This is a genomic window from Aureibaculum luteum, from assembly GCF_003449015.1.
GTDB classification, from domain to species: domain Bacteria; phylum Bacteroidota; class Bacteroidia; order Flavobacteriales; family Flavobacteriaceae; genus Aureibaculum; species Aureibaculum luteum.
The window spans coordinates 22,901-42,942 of record NZ_QRGD01000007.1 but is presented as its reverse complement, the minus strand read 5'-3'; the positions used below and the strand labels follow the sequence as shown (position 1 = coordinate 42,942).

At 32.7% G+C, this 20,042-nt stretch carries 12 protein-coding genes; 3 read left to right on the top strand and 9 right to left on the bottom strand.

Annotated features, from left to right (window positions below; all coding sequences use genetic code 11):
* Nucleotides 1-7 precede the first annotated feature (7 nt).
* The 6 genes from D3P13_RS15405 to D3P13_RS15380 all read right to left on the bottom strand — a co-directional run bounded on the left by D3P13_RS15405 (nucleotide 8) and on the right by D3P13_RS15380 (nucleotide 11,353).
* The gene (locus D3P13_RS15405; RefSeq protein WP_117883771.1) at nucleotides 8-1,660 is read right to left on the bottom strand and encodes an alpha-L-fucosidase; all 1,653 of its coding nucleotides are present in this window, start codon (nucleotides 1,658-1,660) and stop codon (nucleotides 8-10) included.
* Nucleotides 1,661-1,666: 6 nt separating this feature from the next.
* The gene (locus D3P13_RS15400) at nucleotides 1,667-3,184 is read right to left on the bottom strand and encodes a sulfatase-like hydrolase/transferase (RefSeq protein WP_198680045.1); all 1,518 of its coding nucleotides are present in this window, start codon (nucleotides 3,182-3,184) and stop codon (nucleotides 1,667-1,669) included.
* A gap of 10 nt (nucleotides 3,185-3,194) precedes the next feature.
* Nucleotides 3,195-4,244 carry an alpha-L-fucosidase gene (locus tag D3P13_RS15395; protein WP_117883769.1) on the bottom strand — a complete coding sequence of 350 codons (1,050 nt, stop codon included), beginning with the start codon at nucleotides 4,242-4,244 and terminating at the stop codon, nucleotides 3,195-3,197.
* Nucleotides 4,245-4,793: 549 nt separating this feature from the next.
* Complete coding sequence (locus D3P13_RS15390; RefSeq protein WP_117883768.1) at nucleotides 4,794-6,518, bottom strand: RagB/SusD family nutrient uptake outer membrane protein; 1,725 nt, start codon at nucleotides 6,516-6,518, stop codon at nucleotides 4,794-4,796.
* A 19-nt stretch (nucleotides 6,519-6,537) separates the two neighbouring features.
* Nucleotides 6,538-10,032: a SusC/RagA family TonB-linked outer membrane protein gene (locus D3P13_RS15385; RefSeq protein ID WP_157972936.1), complete on the bottom strand. Its 3,495-nt coding sequence runs from the start codon at nucleotides 10,030-10,032 to the stop codon at nucleotides 6,538-6,540.
* A 151-nt stretch (nucleotides 10,033-10,183) separates the two neighbouring features.
* A complete protein-coding gene (locus D3P13_RS15380; RefSeq protein WP_117883766.1) occupies nucleotides 10,184-11,353 on the bottom strand; it encodes a FecR family protein in 1,170 nt (389 codons plus the stop codon).
* Between the two features lie 347 nt (nucleotides 11,354-11,700).
* On the opposite strand from D3P13_RS15380, the gene D3P13_RS15375 reads away from it, so the two are divergent.
* Complete coding sequence (locus D3P13_RS15375) at nucleotides 11,701-12,297, top strand: RNA polymerase sigma factor (protein WP_117883765.1); 597 nt, start codon at nucleotides 11,701-11,703, stop codon at nucleotides 12,295-12,297.
* Nucleotides 12,298-12,307: 10 nt separating this feature from the next.
* On the opposite strand, the gene D3P13_RS15370 is transcribed toward D3P13_RS15375, so the two are convergent.
* Complete coding sequence (locus tag D3P13_RS15370; protein ID WP_117883764.1) at nucleotides 12,308-14,047, bottom strand: ABC transporter ATP-binding protein; 1,740 nt, start codon at nucleotides 14,045-14,047, stop codon at nucleotides 12,308-12,310.
* 348 nt (nucleotides 14,048-14,395) lie between these two features.
* On the opposite strand from D3P13_RS15370, the gene D3P13_RS15365 reads away from it, so the two are divergent.
* Nucleotides 14,396-15,361: a M28 family metallopeptidase gene (locus D3P13_RS15365; protein WP_117883763.1), complete on the top strand. Its 966-nt coding sequence runs from the start codon at nucleotides 14,396-14,398 to the stop codon at nucleotides 15,359-15,361.
* Between the two features lie 104 nt (nucleotides 15,362-15,465).
* On the opposite strand, the gene D3P13_RS15360 is transcribed toward D3P13_RS15365, so the two are convergent.
* Nucleotides 15,466-16,341 carry an alpha/beta fold hydrolase gene (locus tag D3P13_RS15360; protein WP_117883762.1) on the bottom strand — a complete coding sequence of 292 codons (876 nt, stop codon included), beginning with the start codon at nucleotides 16,339-16,341 and terminating at the stop codon, nucleotides 15,466-15,468.
* 73 nt (nucleotides 16,342-16,414) lie between these two features.
* On the opposite strand from D3P13_RS15360, the gene gldA reads away from it, so the two are divergent.
* Nucleotides 16,415-17,308 (top strand): gliding motility-associated ABC transporter ATP-binding subunit GldA, encoded by an 894-nt coding sequence (gene gldA, locus D3P13_RS15355; RefSeq protein ID WP_117883761.1) that lies wholly within the window; start codon nucleotides 16,415-16,417, stop codon nucleotides 17,306-17,308.
* 42 nt (nucleotides 17,309-17,350) lie between these two features.
* Here the strand turns inward: gldA and D3P13_RS15350 are convergent, their stop codons facing one another.
* A complete protein-coding gene (locus D3P13_RS15350; protein WP_117883760.1) occupies nucleotides 17,351-19,987 on the bottom strand; it encodes an AsmA-like C-terminal region-containing protein in 2,637 nt (878 codons plus the stop codon).
* Between the last annotated feature and the right edge of the window lie 55 nt (nucleotides 19,988-20,042).

Here is a 20,042-nt window from a genome sequence, read left to right as displayed (position 1 = left end):
ATCTAAATTATAAAAAAACTTTTAAAACTATTGGATAACTTCTTCCGTTAATAGTTGGAATTGTTATGGTGGTGTGCTCATCTGTTTGCACAAACTTTACTTTTGTTTTTGTATCTAATCGGTAAAGCTTTTTCAGCTTACCAGGACCCATTTCATTCTTTAACCCAAAGGTCGGAATTATTAGTTCGCCTTTTGTTGGATTCATAATCAAAATATATAAATTATTACCCTTTTTAGTAAATCGAACCTCATCAGAAGCATATTCTGGTGAAGCAGTAGTTCGCTGATTATAATGTTCTGCTGTTTTTTTCTTTTCAACAATATCATCACCTGCATTTCTTATTTCTCCACCACTAGTCGTTTCTGATTCTCCACGCACACTTTTACCGTCGCCATAAACTTTCCATGGTCTTGTTCCATAAATAGCCTCTCCATTTACCTTTAACCAATCGCCTACGATGTTAATGATAACTTCTTGTTCTGGCGGTATAGTTCCTTCAGGGTTTAACTCAATATTCAATAACAAATTTCCATTTTTGCTAACCGCTTCAATTAGCATTTCTAAAATGGTTCGAGCATTATGGGTTAAGTGTCGGTCTTTTTTGTAAAACCAATCGGTAAATGTAATTTCAGATTGCCAAGGTGTTGCTCTTAAAGTATTACTTCCGCCACTCTCAACTTCTGTAACCGTACCTGGAACAGGGGCTTTTAGTAACATAACAGCATCAATCTTTCCTTTTTCTTTTAAACTGTTATTATACATTTTAGCACTTACGGCCTTACCGTGTTCTCCATAAGTAAAATTAAAGCCGTCGTAATACAAAATATCTGGCTTGTACTTATTCACTAATTCTAAATGTCGTTCTTCCCAATTCTGTTTTATTTTCTCTACAATCTCTGGTGTTCTATTTTCAGGAATTGGACCATATAAATCAGCGGGATCATAACCTTCCCACCACTTACCTTTTCCGTCTTCTTTGGTTAATCTACCATCATAAGGCACATCTTTGTATGCTCCACTTTCATCAGCTCCAAAAGCAGGCAACCACCAATTTAAAAATCGATTATCATGACTGGTTACTCCAAACTTCATACCCTCGGCTCTTGTAGCATCAGCAAAAGCTTTTATAATATCTTTTTTAGGCCCCATATTTACCGCATTCCATGGATGATGTGATGAATTAAATAAATCAAAATGATCGTGGTGATTGGCTAGGGCTACAATATATTTTGCACCATTTTTTTTTGAATATTTAATAAGAGCTTCGGCGTCAAATTTTTCAGCTTTCCAAGCATTTATAATATCTTTAAAACCAAATTCTGATGGGTGACCATATGTTTGTAAATGATATGGATTTGCCATTTTACCAAACTTCTGACGCCCAACATCTTTCATGTACATATGTCTGGCATACCAGCCGCCACCTTGCTCAGGAACACTTTGGGGGCCCCAATGAAACCAAATACCGAATTTGGCGTCTCTAAACCAATCAGGGCATTCATATTGGCTTGCTAGTTCATCCCAAGATAATTCCTTTTCTTGTGCAATTGTTACATTAGTGAATAGTAAAAAAAATAGAATTGTAAAAAATAAGTTGAAAACAACCGTCTTTTGATCCGCAATTTTAAAATTTCCATTATCTAAAATAAGAACCCTCATGATGAATTATTTTTTAAAATTATACGCTTCAGGATTATCGTAGAGTCCAAACTCCTTTTTATCTAATTGTGCAGGGTCTCCTATCTCTGTAATTAGTTTTTGTAATTCATCCAATAACTCTTTTTTAACCGCTGCAAAACCTGCTATTTCTGATAAATTATTAAGTTCCCATGGGTCTTTTGACAAATCAAATAATTGGTAGGTAAAAACGTCGTGTTTTGCACTTACAATGAGTTTAAAATTGCCTTTTCTAACTGCTCTATGGCCACCACCCGGATTATGCGTGCTGTTTTTATTTAATAAATCTCCAGGCCAAGAATTGTAAGCATATAACATACTATTTCTTACTTCTTTCTTTTCCCCTTTTAATATTGGCGTTAAATCTTCCGTTTCAATAGATTCAGGAATATTAAGTCCAGTTAATCCACATAACGTTGGAAACACATCATGTAAATACACTAAAGCATTATTCTTTACATTTTTTGGAATAGTGGGTCCACTAAAGATTAAGGGAACACCAACGCTATGCTCATAAACGTTTTGTTTACCTAATAAGCCATGTTGCCCTAATGCCAATCCATTATCACCCGCAAATACAATTATGGTATTATCCGCTTTCCCAGAGGCTTCCAATGCCTTTAGAACTCTGCCTATCTGTGCATCAGTAGCAGTAATCATCGCATAGTAATCTGATATCTCTTTTTGAACTCTAGCTTCTGTTCTTGGAAAGGGTGCCAACATTTCATCTCTAATTCTATCATCTGCAATTTCAAAAGGATGCTTTGGCATAAAGTTATCAGGTACAGTTATATCTTTAGGTGGATACATATCATGAAACTCCTCTGGAGCTGTACGTGGATCATGTGGTGCAGTAAAAGAAACATACATTAAAAATGGATCTTCATTTTTATAATTTTCTAAAAAACCTACAGCTGCATCAGCAAATAGCTCGCTACTAAATTTTTCTTTATTCTGATAGGGTTTAGACCAGCCTTTTTCTGGAGTATAATCTTTTACTTTTGTTCCAAAATGAGTGGTCATCCCTCCTAAAAAAGCAGACTTAATTTGATTAAAACCACGTTCTAACCAAATTTCACCATTGTGTTGCTTTCCTGTTGCAAATGTTTCATATCCATTTGATTTAAAATATTCAGGAAAAGTTAATAAATCGCTTTTTCCTCGTTCTTCTTTAGGGAATGCAAATTGTGCATAAACATTGGGTTCGATATTAAAAAAATAACGACCCGTCATTAACATGGCTCTACTCGGTGAACACACCGCTGCAGTTGCTCCTCCTAAAATATATGAATTGGTAAATGAAGTTCCCATTTTTACCAATTTATCCATGTTCGGCGTCTGAACATCATACTGATTCATTGCTCCTATAGTTCCCGCACGTTGATCATCGGTAAAAAGAAAAAGTATGTTTGGTTTTTCAGCTTCTTTTTGTTCGGGTTTTACTTCTTTACACCCTGATGCCAATATGCCTAAAAGAACCAAACAGTACACTATATTTTTGTTCATCACCATATTTTTATTTCTTTTCTTCTTTTGCCAACATCTTACCTACTTCCAATAAAATTTTTGCAGACTCTTTGGGTACATTACCATCGCCGTCAGGACCAACATTTAATAAAAAATTACCCCCTTTACCATTGATATCTTTTAATTTTTCATAAACTTCTTGTGGGCTTTTCCAATCTGTATCTTTTATTTTGAAACCCCAAGAATCATTCATAGTATAACATGCTTCCCAATAGTAATCGACTTTATCTTCTAAATGAAATTGCTCTGGTGTTCCGAAATCTTTTTTGAAAATTTTTCTTTTGGAAACACGATTATTAATAATAATACTTGGTTTCAATTCTCTGATGTATTGATACAAATCATCTCCATCTTCTAAAGTCCACCAATCTACCCAATCTCCATCAAACCAAATAATATTGGTATCGTAATTCTCAATTAATTCCTTTATTTGATTTTTTAAATATTGAACATATTCTTCTTTTTTACCTTCATGCATTTTCGTCATTCCCCAACCCCAATCTTTACCTTCTTTTACATATTGTGCACCTTGGTGCCAATCTGTAATACTATAATAAGTTCCAAAAACAATCCCTTGTTTTTTACATGCATCGGCTAATTCTTGAACAAAATCACGCCCTTTCATAGGCGTATTTGCTATATCAAAATCGGTATATTTAGAATCCCACAAACAAAATCCTTCATGATGTTTGGTGGTTACTACTAAATACTTCATTCCAGCTTTTTTTGCCAATTTCACAATCTTATCAGCATTAAAATCTTTAGGGTTCCATGTATTTAGTAACTTAACATATTCTTCTTGAGGAATATTTTGATTCCCTTGAATCCACTCCGCATATCTACCTTCGTCATTACCTTTGTAAATACCTCCAAGCTGACTGTACAATCCAAAATGGATAAACATTCCATATTTAGCATCATTAAACCATTGCATTCTTTTACTAAAATCCGTCTCAGATTCTTCTAAATAATTAACTGTTTCTTGAGCATAACCGGAAGTTATAAGTATCAAAAACATAAAAAAAGTTATCTTTTTCATTGGAAAGGTTAATTTAATACTATTTTATTTTTACAAATTTAAACAACAGAATTATTCAAACTTTAATGGTAAAAATGTTTGATCATTACTCATTATAAATATGAACTTTAGTTCTTAAAAAAGTCCTTTTTTACATTGCTTCTAAAAGTAATCGCCACACTAAAACATGAATAAAACATTTTAGAATCTATATTGATTAAAAAATAAGATGCTCTATGAATTAATTTTTCAAACAAACTCTCAAAAAAAAAGCTTCTTTAAAAGACTACCCTAAAAATATTGAATTCTTTATCTCTGTGAGCTTCTTTTCGACCAATAACTTCATAAAGTAGATAAAAAAAAGGATTTTTATAAATTGTATTTAAACTATCTGAAACTTAATTTCTGATTAAAAAGAAAATATTAACTTAAAATGCAGTAAAGAAGTATGTATCAATATACAGTACATGTCATATTTTAAACCCTTCTGTTTCTTTTGACAAGAAAAAATAAAAGGGAAAACTTTTACATTTTCCCTCTTATATCAAACTCAAATAATTCTCTTTTTTATTATTGTTCCCAACCTGGATTTTGAGTTAGGTTTGTATTAAGTACTAATTCTTCTGCAGGTATAGCGAGTAAATAATCTCGCTCTGGAATAAAGCCAAAACCTTCTGGCATAGACCCAGCATATGGATCAAGGTAACCATTTTCATCAACATCTTGAGATCCTGAAACATCCGATATCAGAGTCTCAAAATAAGCACCTTTTGGTCTTTTGCCAACAAAAAGCTTATGAGCCCCCCAACGCATTAAGTCATCCAATCTAAAGCCTTCATTCATTAACTCTACAACTCTTTCTCTTCGTACTTCTTGAATAATAGGTGATATAGTATGACCATAATCTGGCCAATTTGGGTCTGTAACGGGTGCTAAAGTAAGTTTAGCAGTTGGATTAGCAATAAAATCAAAACCGGCTCTTTCACGTAATGCATTGATAGAGATATCTAAATCCCCTTGCGTTATGGTTCCTAATTCTGCTTTAGCTTCAGCATAAATAAGTAAGGCTTCACCATATCTCATAAGAATTTTAGCTGTATTTCTTGTGAAATTACCCGTAGTAGCATCTAATTCTGGAATTCTATATTTTTGACCCTCATAGGCACCAACACTCTCACTTATATTTGGTGCTGTCCAAGAGACTATAGAGTTATCAATATTAACACGAACTACATCTCCTGGAACCATAAGCGTTTCAGCAAGTCTTGGATCTCTATTTGTCTCAATGTTTGCTAGCTCAGTATCAGTTGTAGGTAGTGTACTTATAGCTGTAGGCAAACCATCTATACATAAATAACTGCGAATAGCATCTAATGCATAAGAATATTTATTTGGCCAAAAAACTTGAGCATCGTTACCAAAAGAATTTCCTAAACCAACAAAATCATATTGTTTCCAAAGAATAATTTCGTTATTAGCACTCAGGTTCGTTTGGTTAAACAAACCGTTATAGCTAGAATGTAAGCTTCTTGTGCCTCCATCTATAAGGTCTTTAGCGGCATCGGCAGCTTGTTCCAAATAAGCAGTACCGTCAGAGCCTGGGACACCAAAGGCAGTTCCATTGTGATATTTTTCCCAGGTACCTTCGTAAAGTGCAATTGTGGCTTTTAGTAATTGAGCTGCTTCTTTACTTACACGAGGCTGACTTAGACTAGCTTTTGTTTTAAGTAATGAAATAGCCATATCAAGGTCAGCAAGTATAAAATCAGCTACTTCATTTCTTGGTGATCTAGCTCTATATAAAGCATCTGTATCTAAATTATCAAAATACTCTTTATAAATAGGAACGGCTCCATATTTTTTTAATAAATCATAATAAAAGTAGGCTCTAAAGAATAATCCTTCGCCTTTAAATTGATTAATATTGGCCTCTTCACCCACAGCTTTATCAACATTTGATGCAAAATAATTTGCTTGCCTTATTTCATCCCAACTCCAAAGTGATCTGTTAGCCTCGTCAGGGATGCCTTGAGTGCCATTTAATCTAGATCCTGCACCTGTTCCCAACCCGAAATCTGTACCTGTATCAGGCATTTGAGCACTACCAAAACCTACACCAGACCATCCGGGTAGCTTATTATAAAAAGAGTTTGTATACAACTCTAAATCACTTCCTGATTTCCAGAATGCTGGCTCTGATATTTCATCTAGGGGAGTTCTTTCCAATATATCATCGTCACACGACACCATTAAGATTGCCGAGCATATTGTTAGAATATAAATTATTTTTTTCATAATTAGTATAAATTAAATTTTAAAATGAAACATTAATTCCTGCCGAAATGGTTTTTGATAAAGGATAAGAAGAACCTCCACTAAAAGTACCTCTAACGGATTCAGGATCATAAAATAAAAGATCTGATACTGTTAAGAGGTTTTCTCCTGTAACAAAGATTCTAAATCTATCAATCTTATATTTTTCTGTTATATTTTTAGGAATTGTAAATCCAAGTTGTACAGTTTTTAATCTAGCATAGGCACCATTCTGTAAATAATGGTCAACTGCAGATTTGGTATTTTTATTATTTCTACCACCATTCTGTGCATAAGGTCTAGCAAAATACGAATCTGTATTTGGACCTAGAGGACTTGTGGTATTTTCTGGTCTATAATAATCTAAATGCTCTTCATACACATTAGAATGGAATGGCCCTTGTGCTGGTCCTAAGAATTGCTTCTTATAATTACTTTGAATAGGATTAATATCTCTTTTTCCTACCCCTTGTACAAACATATTAAAGTCTAGACCTTTGTAGCTAGCACCAAGTGCAATTCCATATTGGTATCTCGGCGTCGTGTTTCCTATTACAGATAAATCGCCATGATCATCTACTGTATTATCACCAATGTCAATAGCATCATCACCATTTAAATTGGCATATCTAGTATCACCTTCTTTATAAGACCATGGACTATGCCATTTTTGGCTTACAAGTGCTGTTTGTTCAGCTGCTTGTTCATCACTTTCAAACCAGCCATCCCAAGTAAAACCCCATATATCTCCAAGATCTTTTCCTGCAAAACGATCATTAAGTAATGCTGTTGCATTATCGAATTCTACAATGGTTTGTTTATAATCAGTAAGTGAAACTCTAATGTTATAATTAAAGTCTCCTAATGATTGTTTCCAAGATATTTCGGTCTCCCATCCTTGAGTTCGTGCAACACCACCGTTTACTAAAGGAAGTGCTCCATCTGCTGTTCCTAGCACAGCTGGTAACGAGGGTCCTCCAGTTGCCAAATCTGTAATATCTGAACGAAACCAATCAAAAGAGAAACCTAGTTTGTTATTTAATGCTAAAATATCAATTCCAACATCGGTTGTTTTTACGGTTTCCCATGTTAGGTTATCATTTGGAAGTGTTGATTGTACGTTAGCCGTATATTCTCTTTCTCCATTAAATAGAAAAGAACCAAGGCCTACAGGGATTCCTGTAATATATCCATAGAGCCCAACATTCTGATTTCCAAGAGACCCTTTACTAGCTCTTAACTTAAACATACTAATGTCTTCAATTGGCCAAAAGTTTTCTTTTGCAACGTTATATCCTAATTCAAAAGAAGGAAATCCAGCCCACCTGTTATCAGGTTCAAACCTTGATGTACCATCTCTACGGTAAGTTACTCTTGCAATGTATTTTTCTTTATAATTATATCCTATTCTACCAAATACACTCTCCGTTGACCAATGCGTTATCACATCTGTAACCGTTTGCTCACCTACAGCAGTAGATATTGATGGAACCTCATCTGATAATACGCCAGCTGCATCTGCGTTTAAATTGTATACATTATAACGTTCACTTTGATACCCTACGGTAGCGTCAAAATTATGACCACCAATGGATTTACTATAACTGGAATATAAATTAGGAGACCAATAGTCATTTGTAGACAATCGAGGTCTAATTAGTGTTTGATCTCTCGAAATTTCTACTTTAGATTCACCATTTGGACGTTTCGATTCATATTGTGTAGAAGAAAATACCGTTTTATTATTATTTGTTCTATAGTTGTATTCTAAGTTAATAAACCAATCTTTAAGCGGTTCTATAACAACTCTAGGGAGTAAGACCAATTGGTTGCTTGTATTCACTTCACTAGAATGTTGCCAACGCGGGTAATAAGCAGCTGGCATCGGCTCTCCCCAAGTAGGGTCTACAATAGGCATAGTAGGTTTTAGTTTTGATAATTGATCAAATACTCGACCTCTACCAAAACCAGGATCCCATGGGAACTCGGCATCACTTCTTTGTAATTTAGTTAAAAGTTCGAACTTTAACCATTTATTAGGTGATGAAGCTATTTTTGCATCTAAATTATATCTGTCAAAAGTATTTTCTGCAACATCAAATAAACCATCTTCTGAGTAAACTCCTGCCGATATGTAATAATTTAGTTTTTCATCACCACCTCTAAAACTTAGGTTGTGCTTAGATTTTTTTGCATAATCTTTAAATAGAAAATCTTTCCAGTCGGTTGCTGCACTACCACCAAGACCTCCACTATTTACAACCCAATCGGTATCATTGTTTTTGCTAAGTGTTGTAGGTGCACTACCTGGGTTATCTAAATTTTGTTGTATCCATCCTATAGCTTCTTCTGAAAAATACCAATTTTCTTGGCCAGTCATATTAAACCTTGAATCATTCATTACATGAGCATATGTTACTGCGTCAGATTGTTGTGGCCATTGAGTAGGGGATGAAAGGGAGAAGCTGTTAGAATAGTTAACTTTCATACCACCTTTCATGTTTTTACCACTTTTAGTGGTTATTAGAATTGCACCACCGGCAGCTCTAGAACCATAAATAGCAGCTGAAGCTGCATCTTTTAGCACTGAAACCGTTTCAATGTCTTCAGGGTTAATGTCATTTATATTCATTACCGCACCATCTATAAGTACTAAAGGTTCCGAATTTACTATATTACCATTAGCTCCACCATCATTACCTGTACTCGTTAATAATCCTCTGATGTTGATGTTTTGTTGAGCTCCTGGTTCACCTCCACTTTGAGAATTAGTAATTACAAGCCCTGATACAGCCCCTTGTAAACCTTGAGTTACACTTGCAATAGATCTGTCTTCGAAAACCTCAGCGTCTATTTGTGCAACTGCTGATGTTACAGTTGATTTTTTACGTGTACCATAACCAACAATGACTACTTCATCAAGATTTGCTGTAGATTCCAAAAGTGTAATTGTGAGTTCAGTCTGGTTTTTAACTACTATTTCTTTAGTTTCAAATCCAACAAAAGAAATTTCTAAGATTGCATTGGCATCTTTAACATCTAAAGAAAACTTACCATCAAAATCTGTTTGAACACCATTAAGAGTCCCTTTTTCAACAATACTTGCCCCAGGCAGAGGTTCACCGCTTTGATCAAGTACGGTACCCGAAATTGGAATCTTTTGATTTTTAAGTTCGTTAAGCTGTTTCGGATCACTTTTTTCGACAATAATAACATTATTCTCTGATAACCTGAACGAAGTATCACCATTAGAAAAAATGTTGGTAAGTAGTTGATTCAATAAAATTTCACCTTCTTTTAAATTAACTTTAGGAGCATCTTTAAATAGTTCTTGTGGATATAAGAAACTAAATTTAGATTGCTTACTTACAACCTTGAAGACCTCATCTATAGACATTTCCATGTCTTTTTTGATTTTAATTTTCTGCTGTGAATAACTATCAACAGTGTTGAAACTAAAAACGGTAGTGCATAATAGAAAAATAAATGCTCTCATAATAAATAGTAGTAGCCGACTTCGAGTGAAAGATCGGGCATTGATAAAATTAATTTCCATAAATTTGAATTGTGTTAGTTAAACTTATTAATTAATACATAATCTCCGGGATGAAGTGAAACGGCCAAATTTCAATGCTTCATCCCTTTTTTTATTTTAGTAATACTATCTTGTTCTTTATTTCATATTCTTTAATTATTCCAAAATTTTCAACAATATTGAGAACCTCATTAATGTTTACATCCTTTCTTAGCGATCCGTTAAAACGTCTTTCTTGAGCAGCTTTGTTTTCAAAAATAAATTCAACATCATACCAACGAGAGAGTATGGTAACAATATCTTTTAGGGGTTTACCCTCAAAACTAAAAACGCCTTCTTTCCACGAAATTTCATTATAAACATCTACTTTTTTAACAGTTAATGTATTTGTATCAAGGTTAAGATTTAATTGCTCATTTGGTCTTAATCTTTTTTTCTTATCATTTACATTTAAATCAATTTTGCCTTCCACAAGGGTTGTATATATATTTTTTTCTTCTTTATAGGCCTTTACATTAAATTCTGTACCAATAACTTCAACTTCTTGTGCATTACATATTAAGTTGAACTTAGAGCCGTTATGATTAGAGCTTGGTGAAACAACAAAATAGGCCTCACCATAAACTAGTTCTACTTCTCTAGTTTCACCAGTAATAAAATTTACAGGGTATTTTAATTGGGTTGCAGAATTAAGCCATACTTCAGTATCATCAGATAGCTTTAAGTAAAACTGACCACCACGAGGAATAGTAAGGTAATTATATACTATTGATTTTTTTGTATCTGCCTCAGAAGAATAAGCCAATTTTTCTCCATTACTATTGACATTTTCAGATTGGTAATTTTTACCTTTTCCCAATGTAATATTAGACCCATCTTCTAATGTGAGCACAGCCTTATTAGTACCAGGTTCAATAATTACAGGTACAGTATCTTCAGAAATATTTTGAGTAGGGATATTAGATAGATAGCCTTGTTGATAGTAATAGCTTAGCCCTAAAACGAAGATGGCTGCCGCTGCATACTTCATAAAAGATCTAATTCTTTTTTGTTTAATAACAGATTTGTCCTTACTAATTCTTTGCAACAATACTTCCTTTGCATCAAGTTTATCTTGATTTTCTAACGTATATAAAATGGAATAATGTGTGCGAACAAATTCTTTAAAAATTTTGTAATTATTTGGTTTTTTTACCCAGTCTCTTAATTGATCTAACTCTTCTGCATTGGCAGCCTTGTTAATATATTTTACAATGAGATTTTCTGTGTTTTTAGAAATCATTTGGATAAGTTAGTTAATATAATTAACCACCCCATTTTAAATACCCTATGTTTTTTTAACTTTTTTTTAACGATTATAAGATTAAAAAAATGAAATCACTATTTTTGAATAATTATTTTACGATATCGTTTTTAATAATGCCAAAATATTTCATTATTTTTTATTACGAATTTTGATTATTATATCTTTTCAGACTATTAGTAATTATAAGGGATTGATTAATTTTTACAGAATCTAAATTCAGAATTTAAAACCATTGGTATTAACTAATTTCACTTCGTTTTTTTAGATGTTTTTGAAAAACAAAATATTTAATGTTTTATACATTTGAGTGACTAATCTTATTTATGAATTTGAATACTAATTTTGAAAATAATACATTTTTAATTGAATCTCTTAAGCAAGGAGATGAGAAAGCCTATTCTCATTTAATTGAAAAATTTCATAAAAAGTTGTTCATCTATGCTTTTTCGCTCACAAATAATAAACCGCTTGCAAAAGACGTTTTGCAAAATGTTTTTTTAAATGTTTGGATTTTTAGAGATAAACTCGATTCAAAACTTTCCATTAAAAATTTTTTATATACTGCTACTTATAATGAGTTTATTAGGCAATATTGGAAGAATCAATCCACCAAAGATTTAGAAAATAAATATGCTCAAGCCTTAAACGAGGTGATAGAAGAAACGGATGAGAAATCAATTAATACATTAATATCAATTGTAACCCAAGAAATTCAAAACTTACCGAAAAAATGTAAAAAAGTTTTTCTATTAAGCAAGGAAGATGGTCTTACAAATATGGAGATATCTGAATATTTAGACATCTCCATAAAAACAGTGGAAGCTCATATTTCAAAAGCCTATTGTATCATTAGAGAAAAAATTGGTGAAAAAACAAGTAGTATATTGTTCTTACTTTTTCCTAATAAAAAAACATCTTAATTTTTTTGACCTATATCCTACTTTGATAAGTATATAAATCAAAATATCTACCTTTTTTGGCGATAAGCTCGTCGTGTTTGCCTTGTTCTACAATATTACCATCTTCAATAACTAAAATTTGATCTGCTTTTTGAATGGTACTTAACCTATGAGCAATTACAAAAGTAGTTCGGTCTTGCATTAAAACCCCCAAACTTTTTTGAATGTACGATTCACTTTCGGTATCCAAATTAGAAGTTGCTTCATCTAAAATAATAACTTTCGGATTTGCCAATAAGGCCCTAGCAATTGAAATTCGCTGGCGTTGACCACCTGATAATTTCACTCCTCTTTCGCCAATTACGGTTTCTAAGCCATCATCAAATCGATCGGTAAATTCATTTACATAAGCTCCTTTAACCGCGGCTAATAATTCTTCTTCGGTAGCATCTGGCCTAGGGAATAATATATTTTCTCTTATAGTGCCTTCGTATAAAAAATCATCCTGTAAAACCACAGCTAAATGCTTTCTAAAACTATTAAGATTTACCTTAGCTAAATCCTTACCATCAAGTGTTATTTTTCCTTCAACAGGATTTAAAAATGTGGCTGCTAATCCTGCAATGGTACTTTTACCTGAGCCTGAAGAACCCACCAATGCGGTAACGCTTCCAGAAGAAGCTTTCAAAGAAATGTTATGTAATACCTCCTTGTTTTCTTCATAACTAAAAGAAACATTGTCAAAAATGATATCTCCTTTTATATCCTCTAAAACAATTGTTCTCTTTTCCGGGTTATCTTCTTCGGTCATATTCATCAACTCTTGTGTACGGTCTAAACCCGCCATGGCTTCGGTAAGTTGACTTCCAATATTACTCATCTGAACTATAGGTGCAACCATAAACCCTAACAATAAGGTAAACTGAACAAAATCACCCAATGTCATTGAGCCGCCCATTATATAATAACCACCTAACCCCATGATTCCAGCAGATGCTAATCCAATTAGAAATGTAGATGAACTTGTAATTATAGCTGTAGCAGTCAAGCTCTTTTTTACATTTTGAAATAATTTATCAACCCCTTCTTCAAAGGTTTTATTCTCTTGCTCTTCAGCATTAAATCCTTTGATGACTCGAACTCCGTTAAGCGTTTCTGTAAGGCGACCCGTTACCTCAGCATTTATTTTTCCACGTGCTTTAAAAATTGGACGAATTACACCAAAAGCTTTCAGCATAACAACTGCAAAAATCAGCACAGGTACCAACACGACTAATGTCATTGTGGCATTTATTTTAAGTAACCACACAAAGGATAATATGGCTGTTATTGAACCACCTATAAGCTGCACCAACCCTGTTCCTACCAGGTTTCGAACACCTTCTACATCCGTCATAACGCGAGAAACCAAGGCTCCAGATTTATTATTATCGAAGAAATTTATGGGTAATTTTAATAATTTACGTTGCACTTTTGCTCGTAATAATGATATTAAATGTTGAGCTTCTACACTTAACAATCTTGTTAATGAAAAAGAGGTTACTGCTTGAATTAATAATGCACCCACTACGATAATTATAAGGGTGTATAACCCACTCATATCTTTATTCGGAACAACATCATCAATTAATGTTTTGGTCTGAAGCGGAATAACCAACCCCGCCAAACTCTTCAAAATAATTAATATTAATCCAATGGATACAATTTTTCTTCTCGGCCAAATAAATTCTTTAAACGCCCATGCAAACGATACTTTCTCTTTTTTACTCATGCTACCTTATTGACTAAAATCGAGCCAATTTATTTTGGCTGACAATTAGGCATAAAGTTACACTATTCATTAGTTTCTAAATAATCAGGATAAGAGGATTTAAAAAATCGATAAACCAAAAATTAACTTAGACAATAAAAAATTAGAAAAGAAGATAATTTATCGAAACACCCTTCACAACTTTGAATAACTATCTACACTGTTGGTAGTAATAAATCAAAAAAAATATTTTTACATGATTGGAGCATATTAGTTCAATTATTGGAAAACAAATAAAAAAATTCCCGACCTTTGTTTTTGCAATTTCTAATTTATTTAGAATCAAAGGAAACCATAATTATAATCGAAATGTTTAAGAAATTAACCCCCTGCTTCATACTACTTTTTCTTTTTTTACAAGTAGCTCATTCTCAAAAAAATGTTACGGTAAACGAACTGAAAAAGCATATTAATTTTTTAACTTCAGATAAGAATGTAGGTCGATATCCTGGTGAAAGGACTAATAAAAAAGTGGTTAGTTATATTAAAAAACAATACAAACAGTCTGGAGTAAAACCATTAAAAGGCAGCTACAAACAAACGTTTATGGCTCAACTAAGAGTCAAAAAGGATGAGCCAAAAAAACCAGAAGTAAAAACTTGGAATGTAATTGGTATTATTGAAGGGTCAGACCCTAAACTTAAAAACGAATATGTGGTTCTTGGGGCACATTATGATCATTTAGGCCTTGGAGATGGACCTTCGTCAAAGTCTGAAAAAGTTGGAGTAGTCTATCACGGTGCTGATGATAATGCCAGTGGAACTGCAGCCCTTTTGGAAATAGGTGAAAAAATTGCTGCTCATAAAGATACACTAAAGCGAAGTGTGATATTGATTGCTTTTGGTGCTGAAGAACAAGGGTTGTTGGGCAGTAAGTATTTCGTTAACAATCCCATTGTTCCCTTAAATCAAATCAAATTAATGATAAATATGGATATGGTTGGCAGACTAAATGAGCAAAAACAAATTTATATGGGTGGTGCGGGAACATTTGACGGCGGTATGGAATTAATGAAAAAATTAGGTCCAAAGCACGATTTATCTCCAGTTGTTAATGCAGGGTCTGTTGGTGGCTCAGATCACGTTTCATTTTATAAAAAACAAATATCTGTAATCGGACTACATACTGGCGGGCATCCTCAGTACCATACTCCTGAAGATACTGCCGATTTAATTAACTATCTAGGTGAAAAAAAAGTTTGTGATTATATTTATGACGCTATTATAAATGTTGCGACAAGTACTTCTGAAATAAATTTTATTCCACAAGATTAAAAATTATTTAGATTTTAAAAACACTTTACATATCTGACATTACTCATTTACTCTATTTAAAATGACTTTTTCGATAATGAACGCTAACGAAGATGATTTCAAAATTATTGAGTTATAGGATTATCTAAAACCTTTAGTAACTTTCTTTTTATCAGATCGTAATTTTTAAACAAAATAAAATGATTGGCATTTTTTACCGAAACTGTATCGAGAAACTCATTTGGCACTTTTGATATTATAAACTCCATATTTACATAAGGTACAATTTTATCTTTTTTGCCGTGATAGTACGTAATTGGTGTTTTAATATGTTGCCAATCTTCTGACATTTTAGTTAATTCGTCAACATGTGTCCATTTTTCGCGGTCTGAAACTCTCAAAGCCTTTGAAAAAAGCCACCGTGTCGCTTTCCAATGTGCCAGTTTACCTAATGCAAAGAACTTTTCATCTTTTGGAGAAACTGCACCAGCAACCATTAAATTATTAGAAATAGTTGGATGTAAATAATTCATTTTTCCAGCAATTGCCACTCCATAAGACCAGCTTACTAATATTACATCATCAAGTTGCTCGTTTTCAATAATTGTATAAATACTTTCAGCTTGTGATGTGATTGAAGTTTCCGCCTTTCCATAATCAGAATACCCATACCCCAAGCGATCAACCGTTATTAAATTAGCTTTTTTATTAAGATCGATATCTGTTACATATTTAAAATAATCTTTACCAGCTCCAGGTGCACCATGAATAAATATAATGGTTGGTAACGATTTATCAATTGTTTTACTCGCAATAAACCGGACTCTTTTTCCGCTATAATCTTCGTAATAAATTCTAGCCTTTAGATTTTCTTTTCTAAATATATTTTCAATTTTTCTATCACTAACCTTAAAGGTAAAGCAAGAACTTAACATTATCAATAACAACATTGATAAGATTAGAGACTGTTTTTTGTAAATATATTTAACTATTTCATTCATTCTTAAAGCAATTGGTTCAAAAGTATCGAAATTTTAGAAAAGATTTGTTTCTTTGTAAACTAAACAATCATCTATGTCAATAGAAGTACAAAACATTAGCAAAACTTACGGAGCACAAAAAGCCTTAGACGGTATTAGTTTTAAAATAAACTCTGGTGAAATTGTAGGTTTTTTAGGACCTAATGGTGCTGGTAAATCTACCATGATGAAGATTATTACTACCTACATCAATGCTTCTGATGGGGTAGTTCTTGTAAACGGACATAACGTAGCAACTGAACCCATGTCAGTAAAACAGTCTGTTGGGTATTTACCAGAACATAATCCGTTGTATTTAGACATGTATGTAAAAGAATACATACAGTTTAATGCTTCTATACATACTATTTCTAAATCAAGAATTCAAGAGGTAATTGAGCAAGTTGGTTTAACACCTGAAGCTCATAAAAAAATTAGTCAATTGTCTAAAGGTTATCGTCAACGTGTAGGTTTGGCAGCTGCATTATTACATGACCCTGAAGTGCTAATTTTAGATGAGCCAACTACAGGGTTAGATCCTAATCAACTGGTTGAAATAAGAGGATTAATTAAAGAAATTGGCAAAACAAAAACGGTATTGTTTTCAACGCATATTATGCAAGAAGTTGAAGCCGTTTGCGACCGGGTAATTATTATTAATAAAGGACAAATTGTAACTGATAAAAAACTGAATGAACTTAAGTCTGATAAAGAACAAGTTATTGAAGTTGAATTTGATTTACGTGTTGAGCCTCAATTAATCAATCAAATTCCGAAATTGAAAACTATTGAAAATATCCATGATAACATCTGGAAACTTACTTTTAACACTAGTAAAGACATGCGTCCTGCTATTTTCGACTTTGCTCATGATAATGGATTAAAACTACTGCAATCTTCTATAAAAAATCAAGATTTAGAAAGTTTATTTAGAAGTCTTACGAAGTAGAATCCCCTCCTAACCTCCCCCAAGGAAAGGCACTTTTAGCAATTAGTTTACCGTATCCTTCTTCTTTTTCTTTCCAAAAAGATTTTTTAATGCATCTTTCGCTACGTCTTCAACTGTAGGTTTCGGTGTAGGTTTCGCTACTGAATCAGTAGAAACAGCTGTTGAATCTTTAGCTTTTTCTTTACCGCCAAGTAAATCTTTTAATGCATCGCCAACCTTATCTTTTCCTTTCTCAATCAATTTATCTTTTTGTTTTGCCACCAATTGCTTTGTTAAATCAGTCACTGCTGATTTCATATCCGTTTTTACCGTAGGGTTTTTAAAACTACCTGAAATTATAGCATTAACCGGTATTTTAATGTTCTCACTGTCTTCTTCTTTTAATTGTGCTAAAAGTTTTGTTACATCAGTCCCTAAATACTTCGCTGGCACATTTACAACCGCTTTATAACCTAATGTATTATCAAAACCATGACCACCACTGATGTCAATTTTAATATCTTCATAATTAATAGAAAAAGGATGCACCTCTACTTTACCATCTTTAAACGATAAAGCTGTTTTTAGATCATCTAAATTCAATTTTTTAGCGTCTAAAAAGGTGAGTTGGTCTTCTAATTTCTGTATTAATGGAGAGTTTTCTGATGAAAGCTTTGAACTTAACAACTCCGCAGCAGCCTTACCAGACAAAGTGCTCAAATTGGGTGTAAAATCATTATTTAAAAACCCTGAAAGGCTAATATTTGTATTTAATTTTCCTTGAATTATGTTGGCAATTGGTGCCAATGCTTCTAACAAACTCAATTGTTTAAAAGATTCATCAATATTTAAACTTTTCATGTCCAAATTCATTGCAAAAGTAGGAGTTGCTGACTTCGTAGACACATTTCCATCAAAACCAATGATACCATTAAAAAGATTGGATTTCATGTTTTTTAACGTCGCTGTTTGATCTTTGATTATCAACGTACCTGACACATTTTTCAATGTTAGGTTATCATACAATACCGTATTTGCTTTCGCATCAATAGTACAGTTTAAAAAAGAGGGTATTTTAATACTCTCAGTTGCTGCAATTGGGGTTTCTTTATTCTTTTCTCCTTCTTTTTCATTTACCTCAGCTACCATAAAATCATTCACCGAAAAAGTATTAGAGTTCAAAGAAAAACGGCCTTCCATGTCTTCTTTATTAAAGAAAAAACCAATTAAATTATCTATACTACCGGTTGCTTGAATGTCTGTTTTTCCCAATTTAGCATCAAAACTATTTAGCTTTACAGATTTGGGATTTAACGTTAATGAGGTTTTATCAATTATTAATTTATCACTAAGCTCTGCCGATACATATTCAAAATTCTGCAATGAAAAAGTACCTGAAGTTCTCGTGTTTTCATAATTTCCTTTTTCAATAGAATTCATGTCAAATGCAGTATTGGCATTTATAGATAAATTCCCTTTCAAATCTTTTACAGCTTCCGCAGGATATACCTTTTCTAAATTTGCCAAGTTTATTTTTCCATCCAAATGAGCTTTAACCTTCATGTTTTCTGTTACTTCTGATAATTTAGCAGACGCATTAAACACCTCTTTGTCTATACGAAAAGATAGCGTATCAATAGTTACATAGGTATCTTTTACCAAACCTGTTTCATTAGCAATCTTTGTATTTATGTTAATGTTTTCCAATGATTTTGGCAAATCAGGATACTTAAAAGAAGCATTATCCGAATTAATTATGATATTAAACTTCGGTATATGAGTGTCGTCAACCACACCCTCAAAATTACCAGTAACGTCAAAATTACCTGTTGTAGTAACCCCTTCAATATTTTTAGAATACACCTCAGGTATTAACGCCAAAAAGTTCTTAAAATCTGATGATGGCGTTTTAAAATTGATAGCTACTTCTTGGTTGTTATCATTAATTTTAACAAACCCATCAAAAACTAGAGGCAATTGATTAATTAAAGCCTTGTTTTCTAAAAAACTGAATTTATTTTCGTTTAAATCAATACCAATTAAAGCTTGTAAATCAATTTTATTGTTGTTAAAATAAGCAACACTATCCAGTTCAAATGAAATTAATCCATCCGTTTTTGTATCTAATTTAGAAGTTGCTGCTGATAAATTCCCTTCTCCTTTATGGTTAAACTCTTTTAATGAAAACGACATTTTACTCGATGCATCTGTATAGGAAATTTCACTATTGGTAATACTATACCCCTCTAATTGCAACTGTAAAGGATCTGACTCAGTAGTTGAAGTTGTTTCTGTTTCACTTTCTTTTGCAATATCATAATTAGCATTTCCATTTTCATCAATTTTAACCGCTAATTTTGCACCATCTATTGCAAATGTAGTAATGCTAATATCAGAATTACTTTTAAACAACTGGCCTATTGGTAATTTTAAATTAATTGATTTTGCTTTAAATAAAGTGTCCCCTTCAAAAGGAGAATTATTTACCAATGAAGTATTGTTTAAAGAAACTTCAGCACTCGGAAAACTACTCCAAATACTTAAATCAGCATCTTCAAAATCTAACGTAGCATTCAAATTATTGTTGGCTGTTTTCTTTACCAATTCTATAATTTTTCCTTCAAAAACAATGGGAATAATAATTACTGCAGCTATTAGAACAACTAAAAGTATCCCTAATATTTTAAATAGTTTTTTCATGTATTTTTATGCTTATTTGTCTTTAATTTTGATAAACTTTATTCAAATGGTAAAA